Genomic DNA, 15980 nt, shown 5'->3' on the forward strand with positions numbered 1-15980 from the left:
GTATCGGCTGATGCGGGGATCCCGTCGGGGGACGCCTCGGGCGTGCGCGGACTTCCGTGCGCGGTCGATGAGGTGCTCGCGCGAAATTGCCGGAGCTGCCATGCGAATCCGCCTGCGTTTGGAGCGCCGATGTCGCTCGGGACATGGGAGGATTTGCACGCGACCGCCCCATCGAACCGGTCGAGGCATGTTTATGAGCTCGTGAGCCGGCGCATTCACGACGAGACGGCTCCCATGCCGGCCAAGGGGCGGCTCTCGCCCGCGGACATGCGGATCCTCGATGACTATATCGCGGCCGGAGCGCCGCGTTCGTCCGATTCCTGCGCGCCGCGGCCGGGAAAAGACGATGGCCCCGCGCCACTCGACTGCCATCCCGATGTGCACATCCGGCCCAAGGTTGCGTGGATCATGCCAAAGGATCGGCACGATCAATACGTTTGCTACGGGGTCGACGTGACGCAAGCGAGCAAACGGCATGCGATGGCCATTGCGCCAATCGTCCAGAACCGCCGAATCGTTCACCACGCGCTGCTCATGCAGTCCGACAGAGCGGAAGATCCAACGCCGCATCCGTGCACCCCCGGCGGCGTGGTCCGCTGGCGGATGATTTACGCGTGGGCACCGGGCGGGCAAAACCTGGTTCTTCCGGAGGAAACCGGTTTTCCACAGGAAGGGACGACCCATTACGTGGTGCAAATTCATTACAACAATGTGGCGGGGCTCGAGGCGGAGACCGACGCCTCGGGGTTCGACGTCTGCACCACGGACAAGCTGCGGCCGAGCGACGCCGATGTCATGGCCTTCGGCGCCACGAACTTCACGCTCCCTCCGCGAAGCCGTTACGATATGACCTGCAAGGTGACCGTGCCTCCCTTCTTCGGCCAGGTGCGCGCGATCTATGGGATGCCGCATATGCACAAGCTCGGCACCACCCTCGTCAACACGCTCCATCCCGCCGGCGCAGGCGCGAAGCCCGTCGATTTGGGGACGCAGTCCGCGTGGGATTTCAACAATCAACCCTGGTATCCCATCGACGCCACCCTCCGCGCGGGCGACGTGATCAAAACGCGCTGCGCCTGGATCAACCCGACGCAGAGTCCCGTGACCTTCGGTGAAAATACCGAGGATGAAATGTGTTATGCGTTCACCGTTTACTATCCAAAAATCACGGCGCCTACCTGGAGCTGGGCGCTCCCCGCGGCCAGCAGCACGTGCACCGCGACCCCCGCGGCGAGCCACGAGCGTCTTGGCGCGATAGAGCCATGACCGCAGTGAGCGGCGAGAGCGGGCTGGTCATCAATGGCCAATTGGCCAAACCTACAATCCCATGTACCAATCTGGTACACCGTATCGGTACACTGGATAGGATCGCGCGCTTCGCCCGAGCGTAAACGAGCTTGAATCGCGCGGATTCAGCGGCATATCGAGGGCGACGCGACTGGCATCGTAGCTGCTAGTCAGCGCCAACGGCCCCCACGATGACGTGAGCGCCAATCCGCGGTGCGCATCACGCGCCGCACGACCCTCAAACGAAAGTACGCCAATGAGCCGTATCTTTTTTTCGCCATCATCGCTCACCAAGCTGTGCGCCCGGTCCGCCGCTGCAGCCGCCTTGCTCGGAACGATCGCGTGCGGCGCCCAGGGTGGCTCCGACGATGGGGACCCGAGCACCGATACGAACCTCCAGGCCCTCCAATCCGACTCGTCCGAAGCGGTGACCCCCTCGAAGATCTGCACCGTCCTGATCGGCAAGGCCGCGCCGGGCGAGCAGTCGCCCATCCTCTCCAAGAGCTGCAATACGGATACGGACGCGACCCTCCTCAGCGCCACGGGCAAGCCGCCAGTGCTGCTCATGGAGTGGTTCGAACACGCCAACAACAACCCGCCCAGCTTGACCCGCATCGTCGCCGCCGACGAGTGCGACGCCGATGGATACCGGCTGCGCGCCACCGGCTTCTGGGCAAATCGAATCTCCGGCTTCAACTCGTACAACGAGTGCAACGTCGTCACGGGCTACGATCTGGTCAACCTCTCGGGTGACCGACAGACCTGGTCGGACCACAAGCCATGTGCGTGCGTGCTCGTTCCTTGGGTCGGCTCGTTCATGAACGATCGAATCGAATCGTTCTGGATCCGCAAAGGCTGATCGGCGCTCATTCACGACGCGCGGAGTTTTGGCACGCCCGGTTCGGACACGTGTTGTCGTGCTTCGTGGTGCACGCGAGCAAAGCCAAATCCCTGCAAGCGTGAACGCCTGCATTCGTCCTATGAGCTCCCCTTCGATAAAATCGAGTCGGGAGCTTTGGATCCGCATGCCTCTTTGCAAGGCGTCGCGTCCAAGCATCCGCGGGGAGGGGGCTGTCGCCCGGCTGCCTCGATGGATCGCCGGGCGTCTCGATGCGTCGATGGGAGCGCCAGCTCGGAACATCGGCCGGGCTCCCATCGCACGCGGGACGAAACGGCGGCGCGGACGACAGGCGCGGCATCGAAATGACCACGGGACTACAAGCGTGAACGCCTGCATTCGTCCTATGAGCTCCCCTTCGATAAAGCCGAGTCGGGAGCTTTGGATCCGCGTGCCTCTTTGCAAGGAGTCGCGTCCAAGCATCCTCGGGGAGGGTTCTATCGCCCGGCTGCCTCGATGGACGCCGGGCGTCCGGATGCGTCGATGGGAGCCCGGCTCGGAACATCGGCCGGGCTCCCATCGTACGCAGGAAGGGACGGCGGCGCGGATTACAGGCGCGGCATCGAAATGACTACAAGACTACGGGACGCCGCGGCGGCCTTCGGCGAAGCCGTGGCGGATCCAGTGGTCGATGGCGGCCGGGTAGTTGGTATCGCCGAAGGCGGTCCGCAGATCGGCATACCTAGAGAGGTAGTAGCGGACGTCGAATTCGGACGAGGCGCGGCGGCCTTCGAACATGCCGTTCTCCGACCAATGCCGGGCAGCCAGGTCGTAGTTAGTGCCGAAGACGGCTTTCAAATCGGGATTGGCGTTCAAGTAATAGCGCACGTCGAACTCACGTGAGGCGCGGCGGCCTTCCATGATGCCGACCGTGTACCAGTGGTTGACGGCTGCCTTGTAGTTTTTCTCACCGAGCTCGTTGCGAAGGTCGGGATGGATCGCCAAGTAATACACGGGGTCGAAATCGGTGGAGGCGCGGCGGCCTTCGACCACGCCAGTGGTGTACCAGTGGGTGGTCACGGCGTCCCAGTTGGAGCCGAAGGTGCCCACCAGATCGCTATAGCCGTTGATGTAGAAGGTGGCGTCGAAAGCGAGGACGGGCTTCGGTCCGTAGAGAGGGTGGGCGCCAGAGGTGTCGCTGAACGTGAGCGTCAAATCCTTTCGGTTGGCGCCGTTGCATGGAGGATAGTGCATGACGGAATAAGCGTCGTAGGGGGTGAGCGCGCGCCAATTGTTGTCCTCGAAGCAGGCGCCGGCCTCGGGGCGCGTGTGCTCGTGCCGGAAGCCCAGGGTGTGCCCGACCTCATGGCGAAGGACGCCCGCCAACGTGTAGGGCACGATGTTCCCAAACGCCGAGGCGTCGATGAGGATATTGCGGTTCGGCCGGGTCGAGCTGGGAAGAAAGGCGCGCGCCAAGTAGGGCTGCGCCGTCACCGGGCGAACGTCGAACGTGACATTGGTGTTCGAGGCCGTGCATGTCGCATCTTGATCGCTCCGGTGCTGGAAGTAGATGCTGATGGACTGCCTCCAGGTGGATGTGGCCTCGCGCAGGGCACCGACCACGGCGTTGTATTTATCGCCGAACGCGGTGCTCACACAATATGTAATATTGCGCTGGCGCACGTAACTCCAGCGGTCGTCCTTTTCGCCTATCCGATTGACGGCGAGCGGCTGGCGTGTGGTACCGACCTCCGGATCCTTGGCTTTTTCGAACGAGCGCACGTAATCCGCATACACGTCGCGAAGCTGTTCTTCCGTCTCCACGGGCGTGTCGCCATTGACGATGAACACCCCCGTATCCGGCTCGCGATACGTTTGCGCCCGGAACTCCTCGTACGTGAGCGGAGCGACGTCTTTCCCCTCGTAGGAAGGTTCGGTGTCTGCGCAACCCATGGCCCCCAGGAGCGCGAGTCCCAATCCCAAAATACGCGATGTCTGAATGATATGTTTCGAAGCTCGAATGATGGTCTGCATGGTCCATTCTTTCTATGAATTTAGAATTGCAACGGACCGCGCGGATCATGCCGATGGATCGGCACGACCCACGCGTTTGCTACGGGGGTGAGGCCGTTGGCGCGGCTCGGATCGCGCGCGCGGCGCGATCCGAGCCGGTCGCACGAGGGGCTCGGAGGCCCGTTTGCTTCGTCTACGGGGCGCCGCGGCGGCCTTCGGCGAAGCCGAACCGGATCCAGTGATGGATGGCGGCCGGGTAGTTCGTATGGCCGTAGGCCGCGCGCAGATCGGGGTTGGTGGAGAGGTAGTAGCGGGCGTCGAAATCGGCCGAGCCGCGGCGGCCTTCGAACATGCCGTCGGTGGCCCAGTGCTTGACAGCGAGCTCGTAGTTGTTGCCGAAGGCGGCTTTCAAATCCGGATTGGCGTTTAGGTAATAGCGGACGTCGAACTCGCGGGAGGCGCGCCGGCCTTCTTTGACGCCGTTCGACACCCAGTGGTTGAATGCAGCCTTGTAGTTCTTGGCGCCGAACGCGTCGCGAAGATCGGGATAGAGCGACAAATAATAGGCGGCATCGAAGTCGGTCGAGGCGCGGCGGCCTTCGACCACGCCACTGGTTTCAAAGTGGTAGCTCATGTAGCTCCAAGATAGACCTTCGAGATCGCTGTAGCCGTTGAAATAAAAGGCAGCGTCGAAGCCGATGTCCGGTTTGGGCCCATAGACGAGGTAGGCGCCGTACTGGTCGTAGCTCGAGATCTCGAAATCGTACCGATTGGCGCCGTTGCATTGAAAGTAGTGCATGACGGAGTGATCGTCGTAGGCGGTGAGCGTGCGCCAGTTGTTGTCCTCGAAGCATGCGCGGGCCTCGGGCCGCGTGTGCTCGTGCCGGAAGCCCAACGTGTGTCCGAGCTCGTGGCGCAGGACGCCGGCCAAGGTGTAAGGCGCGATGTTTCCGAACGCCGAGGCGTCGATGAGAACATTGCGATTCGCTCGGATTGCGCTGGGGAAAAAGGCGCGCGCCAAGTACGGCTGCCCGCTCACCGGTCGTACGTCGAAGGTCACGTTGGTGTTCGAGGCGGTGCAGACCGCGTCCTGATCGCTCCGGTGCTGGAAGTACACGCTGGGAAGTCGCCTCCACGCGGTCGCGGCACCACGCAAAGCGGCGACCACGGCGTTGTACTTGTCGCCGAACGCGGTGCTCACACAATACGTAATATTGCGCTGGCGCACGTAACTCCAGCGGTCGTCGGCGTTGCCCACCCGATTGACGATGAGCGGCTGGCGTGTGGTTCCGACCTCCGGATCCTTGGCTTTTTCGAACGAGCGCACGTAATCCGCATACACGTCGCGAAGCTGTTCTTCCGTCTCCACGGGCGTGTCGCCATTGACGATGAACACCCCCGTATCCGGCTCGCGGTACGTTTGCGCCCGGAACTCCTCGTACGTCAGCGGAGCGACGTCTTTACCCTCGTAGGAAGGTTCGGTGCCTCCGCTGTCTGCGCAACCCATGGCACCCAGGAGCGCGAGACCCAATCCCAGCATGCGCGATGTTCGAATGATATGTTTTGAAGATCGAATGATGGTTTGCATTGTCCATCCTTTCGATAAATTTAAACTTGCAACGGACACGCCATTTGAAACTTTCGCCCAAATACGGAATCGATATCCGTTCGACGGAAATTTCATTTCCGTATGCGGAAGCGATCCTTCCGTGGTGCGCCGCGGTCATCACGCGTATTCGGCGCCGAACCGATCCGCATTGCGGACGCGACATCGCGGCAATCGCGAAGCTCGAGCGGCGGTGCACCTCATGATCGAAATGCTCACATGTGATCGTTTCGTGCGCAGAGAAGCTCGGTCCGGATCGAAATGCGACTACCCGTATTAACTGGATTGCCCGCCGTCCGTTAACCCTGTCGAACCGACATGGTGCCCGTCGCGAAACGAGCGTGCACCACGTCGCGGATGGACCCTATGACTCAAGGAGGGGCCGATGAAGCCAATGATTCGACATCGCGTGGGATGGTGGGGGATCGCGGCGCTGAGCATGTCGTGGTTCGCGGTCGCGTGCGCTAGTTCGGTCGAGGAGAAGGCGGCCGGCCGCGCCGAGGATGATCTCGGGCAAGGAGACGGCATCGACGTGCAAGCGGGCGATATTCACGTCGCGTTGTCACGCGGCACCTTATCGTCTGCCGTTCTACCGAAAGACGCGGACTCTGCGATCACCGTCACCCTGACGAATCGGGGATCGCGCTCCGTGCGCATGCTCGCCTGGTCGACGTTGCTCGAAGGCATCGAGGCGCCGCTGTTCGACGTGCGCCGCGATGGCGAGCCGGTGCCGTACATCGGCCGCCTCTACAAGCGCGCCGCGCCGGTGGCCGGAGACTACGTGGTGCTCGCGCCCGGCGAGCGCCTCGTTCGAACGGTGAATTTGGCGGAGGCGTACGATCTCTCGATATCCGGCAATTACCGCGTTCAGTTTCGCGCCGACCTGCCCGGCCTCGCCGGCCATACGCAACGTGCGGCGGCGCTCCTATCCAACGATCTCGACCTGTGGCTCGTTGGGCGCCCAGCGCCGGCACGCGAGCCGGACCATGCGTTCGATGTGTACGGCGGAGGCGAACCGTCGGCGCAGCCGTTTCGGTATTATGGTTGCAGCGATGCGCAGGCCAAAAAGCTCCAAGATGGATTGGTCGCCGCCGAGGATTATGCGATAAACTCGTATTATTACTTGGTCAATCACACCGCGAGCACGCCGCGTTTTACCACGTGGTTTGGCACCTTCAGCCCCGCGGCGCGCAACACGGTCGGACCCCACTTTACGAACCTCGCCAATACGTTCGTACAAAAAAACTTCTTCTTCGATTGCGCCACCTGTACCCGGCCCAACGTCTACGCCTATGTCTATCCGGACCGGCCGTACAACGTGTACCTCTGCCCGGTGGTCTGGAACCGTCCGATACGCGGTACGGACTCGGTGGGCGGCACCCTCGTTCACGAGACGAGCCATTTTCTCGCGGTGGCGGGCACCCGGGATTACGCCTACGGCCAGAGCGCGTGCCGATCGCTGGCCACGAGCAACCCCGCCAATGCGCTCCAGAACGCCGATAGCCACGAGTACTTCGCGGAGAACAACCCCGTGCTGCCGTAATCGAAGCCGGACGGCGCGCGTGAATCAGCCGACCGGGCCCGAGGCATGGGCCCGCGCGGCGCCGATCCCGATGAGCATCACGCCGGCCACGATGAGCACGTCGGCCACATTGAAGACGGGCCAGTGTTTCAGGTGGATGAAGTCGATGACGAAGCCGCGCGCAAAGCGATCGGTGACATTGCCCACGGCGCCCGCCGCGATGAGCGCATAGCCCAGGGGCTCCGGCCAAGGGGCGCTGCGCCTTTGCCACCATGCGACCAGTGTCACCAGCAGGATGAAGCTGGCGACGAGGCCCAGCACCGTGGCCTTGTGCGGGAACGTGATGTCGCGCAAGAGCGAGAAGGCCGTGTCGTGGTTCTCGGTGTACCGAAGATCGAGCACCCCGGAGATCAGCTCGATGACCCGGCCTTCCCCGAGCTCTTGCTGCGCCAGGGCCTTGGACGCGTGGTCGCACCCCGCCAGCACCCCGGAGAACAGAAGGAGCACGAGGGCGCGAGCACCGGAAGCGAGCGCACTGGACCGCATTGGACGTTGGACCGCGGGCGCGGGCAAATTGTTCCCGCCGCCCGCGGCCCGCGCCATTTTTCCTAGCCTCGGCGGCCGTTCGCCGTCTTCGTCTCCGCCGTCCCCGCGCTCTCCGCGGCCGGCTTCACTCGCTTTATCTCCACCTCGATGGCCGCCAAGAGCTCTTCCTCGGCCACCGTGAGCGGAGGGCTGCGCGTCCATTGGAACGGCTCCGTCTCCGGACGGAGGGCATCGCGCGGGTGCACCCGAAGCCAGGCGCGGGTGATGCGCATGAACCGGCCCCGCGTACCAAAGGCCAACGCCATGAGATCCGGTCCCGTCGAGCGCCGGGGCGCGGGGCGAATGGACAGGCGCGTGCCATCGGGCAGGGTCGCGTCGAGCCCTGCGAGCAGATGATCCGCCGGGTCGAGCCACGGATCGGGTGCACCGGGCGCTCCTTCCGAGAGCCACGCGGCCACCGTTTTGTCGCGGTGCGCGTCGAAGTCGGCGATGCCCAGGGTCAGATGGTCGCCGGCCAGCATGCGCTCCACATCGTCGAGGGTCACCCGTGCGTCCACGTCGATGAGCAGGCTCGGGCGATCGATGGCAAACGTCTCCGTGCTCATGACGGCACCGCCTCCGTCGCGGTGGGTGCGGGGATGAGGTTGCCCGGGTTCAGGATCCCCGCAGGATCGAGCGCGCGCTTGAGCGCTCGAACGACATCGACGCCGGCTCCCAGCTCCTTGCCGAGGTGCGGGGCCTTGGAGCGCCCCGCCCCGTGGTGGTGGGCGAGGGTGCCGCCCGCGGCGATGGCGGCGTCGAGGGCGCGCTGCCAGGTGGCATCGTAGACGCGCTCGCAGGCTGCATCCCATTCGCCGGCCTTGGCCCCGGGTGCGGCGCTTCCGGCGAAGGAGAAGTAGATGCAGCAACCATCGGGGTAGGCGTGGCTCAGATGGGCCATCACGAAGACGCTCTCACCCAGGGCCCGGCGGACGCCGTGGTAGAGCGCGCCCAAGCGGGACCAGGTGGCGCAGATCTCCATGGTGTCCAGGAACAAGCCCGACGCGATGGTCGGCGCCTGCCGGTAGCTGATCGCATAACGGTGCGAAAGCCAGCGCCGCGCGGGGCCCTCGCCGCGGTACTCGCCGCGGCTTCGCTCGACGATGCGGCGCGCGGCCTCGAGGTCGCGCACGGGGCGATCGCCGGGGCCCTCGAAGACGGCGACGATCAACGCGCCGCCAAAGGCCTTGGTCCCCAGGCCGCTGTCGATGAGCGCGTTGAACGCGGCCGGCCTCCGCAGGAGCGCGCGCAGCACGGCCGCCCCGGCGCCGGGGGCGCGCTCTTTTTTGGGCCCGTGCGAGACGGATCCGCGGCGCGCGAGCATGGCGTCGAACGGGTCGTAGAGGCGGCAGACGGCGGGGCGCAGACCGGACTGAAATAGGACGCGCATGGCCTCCCAGCCGTCCTCGGTGGAGGGGAAGCTCCACGAGGCAAAGCCGCGCGTCGCGGTGGCGCGATGAAGGCGCAAGGTCGCCGAGGTGACGATGGCCAACGTGCCCTCGCTCCCCACGATGAGCGGCACCAGATCGGGACCGTGGGTGCGGCGCTGCAAGGTGACCACGTCGCCCTTGCCGGTCACGCACTCGAGCGCGGCCACCATGTCCTCCATTTTGCCGTAGTAGCCGGAGTTCTGCCCCGCGCTTCGCGCCGCGATCCAGCCGCCCACCGTGCTGCACAGGATGGACGAGGGGAAGTGCCCCAAGGTGAAGCCACGGCGGCCCAGCTCTTCTTCGAGGGGCAAGCCCAGGTGGCCCGCCTCCACGTCCAGCACCGGCGCGCGCGGATCGAAGCGTCGCCAGCGGTTCATGCGCTTGAGATCGACCACCACCACGTCCTCGCGCGGCAGGATCCCCGCGCAGACCCCGCTGCCGGCCCCGAAGGGAACGAGCGGGGTGCGGGTCGCGTTGGCCCACATGACGAGCGCGCGCACGTCGTCCGTGGAGCTCGGCCAGACGATGATGCCCGGACGATGCGCGGCCACGTTTCCCGCGCGCACCGCCAGGTGATGGCGCGGCCAGAGATCGCGCGCATACGCGACGCGATCGGCGGGATCGGTGCTCGTGCGCAGCGCGGGGAGCGCGCGTGCGAGGTCGCGTTCGAGTTCGCTCACGGCTTCTTCTTATAGCCGTTCTGGCGGACGCTGCCCGGAAGAGGCTCGCGCGCATCGTCTCGAACTGGGCTATAACTCCGCCGTCATGACTTCTCGGCCACTTCGCCCTTTCCTGGAGCAGCTTGCCGCAGAACCCCTCGTCGTCGACGGGGCCATGGGCACGCAGCTCTACGAGCGAGGCATCCTCTACAGCAGCTGCTTCGAGGAGCTCAATGTCTCGCGCCCCGAGGTCGTCGTCCGGGTCCACGAAGATTACGTGAAGGCCGGTGCGAACGTCCTGGAGACCAACACCTTCGGCGCCAACGCCCTGCGGCTCGAGAAGCACGGGCTGCAAGCGCGGGTGCGCGAGCTGAACCTCGCGGGGGTCGAGCTCGCGCGCAAGGCTGCGGCCGGGCGCGCGTTCGTGGCGGGGGCCATCGGTCCGAGCGGCTACTTCCTCGGTGAGGCGAGCGCGCGCGATCTGGCCAAGGTCGAGGCAGCCCTGGGCGAGCAGGCCGAGGCGCTGGTCGAGGGAGGGGTCGATGTGCTGGTGGTCGAGACCTTCCGGCAGCCGAACGAGCTTTTGTTGGCGCTCGACGCGGCCGTTCGCGCGTCCAAGGGGAAGGTGCCGATCATCGCCAGCGCGTCGCTCGACGAGCACGGGCGCATGGCCGATGGAACCATGGCGCACGAGATCGCGCTCCAGATGAAGGATCACGGCGCCTCCATCTTGGGGGTCAACTGCTCCGATGGCCCGATGAACGTGCTGGCCGCGGCCGAGCAGATGCTGGGGCTCGATCTGCCGGTGTGCGCCGTCCCCAACGCCGGCTTGCCGCGGAGGGTGGACGAGCGGCTCGTGTACGTCTCCACGCCGGAGTACTTCGGGCTCTATGCGCGCCGCATGTTCAAGCTGGGCGTGCGCATGGTGGGCGGCTGCTGTGGGACCACGCCCGATCACATCAAGCGCATCGCCGCCTCGGCGCGCATGGCGGGTGCGGCCGATGGCTCGCGGAACGATCCCGAGAGCCAGGCGCGCGACACCGTGGTGGACGGGATCTCGCAGGTGTCGGTGCCGGTGCCGCGCGGGCTCGTGCCGGTGGCGTTCGAGACCAAGAGCACCTTGTCGGCGAAGATCGGCAAGGAGTTCGTGGTGTCGGTGGAGGTCAATCCGCCCATCGGGCTCGATCCCTCGCGGGCGCTGAACGCGGCGCGCATGTTGAAGGAGGGCGGGGTCGACGTCATCAACATCGCCGATGGCGCGCGGGCGCAGGCGCGGATGAGCAACTTGGTCATGGCCGGGCGCGTTCAGCGCGACATCGGCATCGAGACCATCCTGCACGTGTGCGGGCGCGATCGAAACTTGCTCGGCACCTTGGCGCACTTGCTCGGCGCGCACGACATGGGCATCCGGAACTTGGTCATCATCACCGGCGATCCGCCGAAGATGGGCGAGTTCCCCGACGCGACCCCCGTCTACGATCTGGACTCCATCGGCATCCTCAAGCTGGCGGCCCGCTTGAACAACGGCATCGATCCGGGCGGCCGCGCGCTGGGCGACGTGACCCAGTTCGTGCTGGCCACCGGCGCCGAGCCCTCGGCGCTCAACTATGCGCGCGAGATCGAGCGGGTCAAAATGAAGAAGGAGGCGGGCGCGGAGCTGATCATGACGCAGCCCGTGTACGATCCGGCCGCGCTCGATCGCTTCTTGGCCGATATCGCGCCGCTGGGGCTGCCGGTGCTCGTGGGGCTCTTGCCGCTCGCGAGCTACCGCAACGCGGAGTTCTTGCACAACGAGGTCCCCGGCATGCAAGTGCCCGAACATGTGCGCGATCGCATGCGCAAGGCCGGCGGCGGCGCCCAAGGCCGCAAGGAAGGCGTGGCCATCGCGCGCGAGATGCTGGCCGCCGTGCGCGACAAAGTCGCGGGCGCGTACATCATGCCGCCGCTGGAGCGCTACGAGCTGGCGCTCGAGGTGATCGACGGCTTCAAGGGTCCCGTGGCCGCCCCGGCGCGCGCTGGCACGGGATAAGCGTGAACCGGCGAGGGATCGTCGTCATCGCCGCATTGCTGGTCGCGCTGGTGGCCCTGGTGATCGTGGTGCGCGCCTGCGCGCATCGGTTCGCCGAGGGATCGGAGGCGGGCGGGCATGCATCGCGCGGCCCGGGCTCGGGCTCGGGTGATGCGGCGGGTCCGCGCTGCGTGCGGGCCGGCTCGGTGATCCTCGGCAACGGGCTCTCGCGCGGCGGTCTCCTGGTGGGCGAGGCGGTGGCCGCGGCCGATGGGTACGCGGTCGGGGTGATCCGCGCGGTGGGCAAGGAGCGGCGCTCGATGGTGGCGCGGGTCTCGTCGAACGGGGAGCGCGTGACCTTCGTCGACGTGGGGCCCGCGCTGGGCGAGCTTCCGCCGCCGCTTCCCTTCGTCCAGCGCGGCGCGCTCTTCGCGGCGAGCTATGTTCGAAGCGCGGCGCAGAAGGGCCTCGATGCGCCGCGAACGCTCGCCATCGTGCGCATCGGCGATGCGCGCGACGGCAAGGCCGCGCCCTTCGCGGAGATCCCGCAGCAGTCGGATGAATCGATGGCCCTCGACGTGGCCACGTCGCCCGAGGGGCGCGCCATCGTGGTGTGGGACGAGGACGCCACGCCGGCGGGCGCCGGAGGTCCATCGCCAGCGGCCGCCGACGCTCCGCGCGGAGGCCCGCCGCCCGCGCCGGTCGACCTTCAACGCACGAGGGCGCGCGGTGTCATCAAGGTGCTGCCGGTGCCGAACGATCCCGTCAAGGGCGACCCGAACGGCTCGCCGGCGATCGTGTCCTCGAGCGGCGCCGATGTGGAGAGGCCGCGCGCCATCGCGCGGGCCGGCGGCTATTGGGTCGCGTGGATCGCGCGCCGGCTCGATCCGCGCGGCGAGTCGGATCCCAAGGCGCTCGAGGGCCCCGGCGAGGATCGATCGTACGCGTGGGTGGAGATGGCCAAGGTCGACGACGGCGGCAAGCGCGTGGGCGATGTGCGGCGGGTCACCAGCGATGCGGGGCATGCAACGGCGTTCGACTGGGTCGCGGGCGAGGGCGGCAAGCTGGATCTGTTCGTTCGCGACGACGCGGAAATGTCCCAAGAGGGCGACGGCGGCCGCATTCTACGGATCGCGGTGCGCGAGGACGGCCCGCAAGCTCCCGAGGCGATGGTGGGCGCGGGGGTCGGCCTCGGGGATCCCGCGGCGCTTGGCGGTCCCGGCGGTCGATGGCTTTTTTATGCGGACATTGCAGAACATACTCACGGGATTTTTCTCGATAGCGCGGTCGGGGTTGCGGTTGCGCCGGCCACCGAAGCGAGCACCTTGGAGCCGCTTCTCGACGGGAAAAGCCCGCTTCTCGGCACATTGGAGGCACGAAATACGCTTGTGCTTGCCGTCGGACCCGCCACGGCCGATCCCGATGTAGCGGAGGCGCACATCCTTCGCTGCGAGGCGTTGAATAGATAAGCTTATTCGACTACGGTTCGCCGCGTGCTACCCCCAGCTTGCCGGGCCCATAGCTCAATCGGTCAGAGCCCCCGGCTCATAACCGGGCTGTTCCTGGTTCGAACCCAGGTGGGCCCACGAAAGCGTGATTGTCGGAGCGCCGGTTGCCGGATGGTGCCGCCGGTTTTTCAGGAGGCCGGTCGCCGGATGGCACCGGCTAGGGAGTAAGAGCTTGAGCATTACCGAGCAGATTCGATCGCTCGAGGAGCTGGCATCCGTGGATGCGGAGCTGAAAATCCTCGAGGACCAGCTCAGTCAGGAGCGTTCAACGCTCGATGCATTGAAAGGCAGCCTCCAAAAATTGGAGGACAAGCTAAAGGCGGATCGAGCCCACGTCGCCGCGCTCGACAAGACGCGCTCGGATTTCGTGGCCGAAGTTCGTCAGATGGGCCAGCAGATCGAACACTCGCGCGAAAAGATGAACCGTTCGCGCAACGAGCGCGAGGCCAACGCTGCCCAGCGTGAGCTCGAAGAGCTTCGCAAGTTGGTGCGCGATCGCGAAGAGGAAATCGGCAAGCTCACCACCGAGGCGGAGACCGCCCGCCTGCAAATCGAGGCGACCGAGGGGGAAGCGGGCAAGATCTCCGAGGAGCTGGGCTCGCGCGAAGGGGACATTCACTCGCGGCTCGGCGACGCGGAGCAGCAGAAGACCAAGCGCCTGCTCGACCGGGAGCTGGCGTCGAAGAAGCTGCCGCCGGTCCTTTACCGCCGCTACGAAATGATCCGCGGCAAGCGGGGAACGGGCATCGCCCAGACGTCCGACGGGACCTGCAAGGCCTGCAACATGGCCCTGCCGCCGCAGCTTTTTCACCGGCTGCGTCGTGAGCCATTGCTCGATCAGTGCCCGTCGTGCAACCGTATCATCTACTTCGTTTCACCCGTGGCCGCCGCGCAGCCGGTGAAAGAAGGCTGAAAGGTTCGATGCTTTTTCGCGCGGGCGGAGCGGATCGCAAGTGAAAAGTTGCCCGAAGTGCCAGAGGGTCTACCCCAACGACGCCGGCTTTTGTGCGGCAGACGGCACGGGGCTCGTTTTCACCAGCATGGTCCCCGTCGCGAGCGACGACGACCGGCGCATCGGCCTTCGCTTGTGCGGCCGCTACGAGGTTCGTCGCGTCATCGCCGACGGCGGCATGGGGCGCGTGTACGAAGGGGTCGATAAGGCGACCGACACGCGCGTGGCCATCAAGGTGCTGCACGACGATGTGGCGCGCGACGAGGTGTCGGTCGAGCGCTTCCGGCGCGAGTTCGAGATCAGCTCGAAGCTGCCGCACGACCACATCGTCAAAGTCCTGGATTTTCAGCAAGATCCGCAGACGCGCGACTGGCTCTTGGTCATGGAGTTCCTCGACGGCGAGGAGCTGCGCGTGGTGCTGCGGCGCGAGCACTCCATCCCGCCCGAGCGCGTGATTCGGATGCTCTCGCAGGTGGCGCTCGGCCTCGACGCGGCGCACAACATCAACTTCGTCCACCGGGACTTGAAGCCGGACAACCTGTTCCTGTGCGGGAGCCGCGACGGGGACGTGGTGAAGATCCTGGACTTCGGCTCGGTGAAGGACAAGAACACCGACGCCAAGAAGCTCACCGTGCTGGGGACGACCATCGGCTCGCCCTACTACATGGCGCCGGAGCAGGCGCAGGGCCTGGAGACCCTCGACCGGCGCGCCGACGTGTTTGCGCTGGCCGCGATCACCTACGAGTGCCTCTGCGGCGGCGTTCCGTTCCCGGGGAGCAACGGGCCCTCGATCTTGTTGGCCATCCTGACCAAGGACGCCGATCCCCCCAGCGTGCGCTGCCAAGGGCACGCCAACCCTCCACCGCCGGCGCTCGACGAGGTGATGGAGGAGGCCATGGCGAAGAACCCCAACATCCGCACGCAGTCCGTGGGGATGCTCGCCGATGCCGTGGGGCGCGTGTACGGGCTCGAGGGCGATCATCGCGCCTGGGCGCAGATGCCGCAGCGCGAGCTCTCTCGTCTGGTGGAGCAGGCGCGCCCGCACCTGCTGAAGACGCGCACCCTCAATGTTCTCGAGGCGTCGGCCGATCCCTTTGCGGCGCCGCCCGTGCACGCTCCGGTGGTGGCCGGCATGGCCGCGGGGGCCGGCATGGGCGCGGCGCTCGCGTCGGGCGGTGGCATCGCGGTGCAGACGCACGATGGCGCGGTGCCCTATGGGGCGCTCGGCGGCAACCCGGCGGCCGATCCGCGCAATAGCTCCGGCGGGTACTCCACGCCGCCGCCTCCCCATTCGCCTTCGCCGGCGCCGCAGCACCTGCATCTGCCCGCGCCCGCGCCCGCGCCGCAAAACGATTTGCGCGCGATGGATCGCGCGTTCCGTGCGGCGGAAGGGTCGATGACGGACGACGTGGTCGCGGCGGGGCTGCCGTCGCAGGAGCGGCCCGCGTGGTTGGTGCCGGCGATCGTGGGCGGCGTGGCCGTGGTGGTGATCGGCGGGGTTCTGTTCGCCGTTTGCTGAGCGGGGTTGCGGAGACGAGCTCGGTCGGGGCGATGCGCGCGCCGCCGCCCGGT

At 66.2% G+C, this 15980-nt stretch carries 12 protein-coding genes and 1 tRNA gene; 8 read left to right on the plus strand and 5 right to left on the minus strand.

All coding sequences use genetic code 11. From position 1 onward, the window contains the following. Positions 1-201 precede the first annotated feature (201 nt). Positions 202-1266, plus strand: a complete 1065-nt coding sequence (locus LZC94_16235; protein ID WXB18773.1) for a peptidylglycine alpha-amidating monooxygenase — start codon at positions 202-204, stop codon at positions 1264-1266. Positions 1267-1543: 277 nt separating this feature from the next. Continuing rightward, positions 1544-2146 (plus strand): hypothetical protein, encoded by a 603-nt coding sequence (locus LZC94_16240; GenBank protein WXB18774.1) that lies wholly within the window; start codon positions 1544-1546, stop codon positions 2144-2146. Positions 2147-2764: 618 nt separating this feature from the next. On the opposite strand, the gene LZC94_16245 is transcribed toward LZC94_16240, so the two are convergent. Next, positions 2765-4159, minus strand: a complete 1395-nt coding sequence (locus tag LZC94_16245) for a M57 family metalloprotease (protein ID WXB18775.1) — start codon at positions 4157-4159, stop codon at positions 2765-2767. A 172-nt stretch (positions 4160-4331) separates the two neighbouring features. Next, positions 4332-5678 (minus strand): peptidase M10, encoded by a 1347-nt coding sequence (locus LZC94_16250; GenBank protein ID WXB18776.1) that lies wholly within the window; start codon positions 5676-5678, stop codon positions 4332-4334. Between the two features lie 451 nt (positions 5679-6129). On the opposite strand from LZC94_16250, the gene LZC94_16255 reads away from it, so the two are divergent. After that, complete coding sequence (locus tag LZC94_16255) at positions 6130-7287, plus strand: M35 family metallo-endopeptidase (GenBank protein WXB18777.1); 1158 nt, start codon at positions 6130-6132, stop codon at positions 7285-7287. Between the two features lie 24 nt (positions 7288-7311). Here the strand turns inward: LZC94_16255 and lspA are convergent, their stop codons facing one another. The 3 genes from lspA to LZC94_16270 all read right to left on the minus strand — a co-directional run bounded on the left by lspA (position 7312) and on the right by LZC94_16270 (position 9961). Then, positions 7312-7773 (minus strand): signal peptidase II, encoded by a 462-nt coding sequence (gene lspA / locus LZC94_16260; protein WXB18778.1) that lies wholly within the window; start codon positions 7771-7773, stop codon positions 7312-7314. A gap of 101 nt (positions 7774-7874) precedes the next feature. Beyond that, positions 7875-8417, minus strand: a complete 543-nt coding sequence (locus LZC94_16265; GenBank protein ID WXB18779.1) for a hypothetical protein — start codon at positions 8415-8417, stop codon at positions 7875-7877. Beyond that, positions 8414-9961 (minus strand): FAD-binding oxidoreductase, encoded by a 1548-nt coding sequence (locus LZC94_16270; protein ID WXB18780.1) that lies wholly within the window; start codon positions 9959-9961, stop codon positions 8414-8416. Before LZC94_16270 ends, LZC94_16265 begins: the two co-directional genes overlap by 4 nt. A gap of 85 nt (positions 9962-10046) precedes the next feature. On the opposite strand from LZC94_16270, the gene LZC94_16275 reads away from it, so the two are divergent. From LZC94_16275 to LZC94_16295, 5 genes are all read left to right on the plus strand, one after another. After that, positions 10047-11969 (plus strand): bifunctional homocysteine S-methyltransferase/methylenetetrahydrofolate reductase, encoded by a 1923-nt coding sequence (locus tag LZC94_16275; GenBank protein WXB18781.1) that lies wholly within the window; start codon positions 10047-10049, stop codon positions 11967-11969. 2 nt (positions 11970-11971) lie between these two features. Further along, entirely contained in the window at positions 11972-13417 is a 1446-nt protein-coding gene (locus LZC94_16280) for a hypothetical protein (protein WXB18782.1), read from the plus strand. A gap of 43 nt (positions 13418-13460) precedes the next feature. Beyond that, positions 13461-13534, plus strand: a tRNA-Ile gene (locus LZC94_16285). 94 nt (positions 13535-13628) lie between these two features. Further along, entirely contained in the window at positions 13629-14369 is a 741-nt protein-coding gene (locus LZC94_16290; protein WXB18783.1) for a C4-type zinc ribbon domain-containing protein, read from the plus strand. Between the two features lie 40 nt (positions 14370-14409). After that, positions 14410-15927: a serine/threonine protein kinase gene (locus LZC94_16295; GenBank protein WXB18784.1), complete on the plus strand. Its 1518-nt coding sequence runs from the start codon at positions 14410-14412 to the stop codon at positions 15925-15927. The last annotated feature ends 53 nt before the right edge of the window (positions 15928-15980 follow it).

The sequence above is a fragment of the Sorangiineae bacterium MSr11954 genome (assembly GCA_037157815.1).
In the GTDB taxonomy this organism is placed as follows: domain Bacteria; phylum Myxococcota_A; class Polyangia; order Polyangiales; family Polyangiaceae; genus Pendulispora; species Pendulispora albinea.

Coding starts and splice junctions, on each gene's coding strand:
- LZC94_16240 (WXB18774.1), top strand. CDS start 1,544: ATGAGCCGTATCTTTTTTTCGCCATCATCGCTCACCAAGCTGTGCGCC.
- LZC94_16245 (WXB18775.1), bottom strand. CDS start 4,159: ATGCAGACCATCATTCGAGCTTCGAAACATATCATTCAGACATCGCGT.
- LZC94_16250 (WXB18776.1), bottom strand. CDS start 5,678: ATGCTGGGATTGGGTCTCGCGCTCCTGGGTGCCATGGGTTGCGCAGAC.
- LZC94_16255 (WXB18777.1), top strand. CDS start 6,130: ATGAAGCCAATGATTCGACATCGCGTGGGATGGTGGGGGATCGCGGCG.
- LZC94_16265 (WXB18779.1), bottom strand. CDS start 8,417: ATGAGCACGGAGACGTTTGCCATCGATCGCCCGAGCCTGCTCATCGAC.
- LZC94_16275 (WXB18781.1), top strand. CDS start 10,047: ATGACTTCTCGGCCACTTCGCCCTTTCCTGGAGCAGCTTGCCGCAGAA.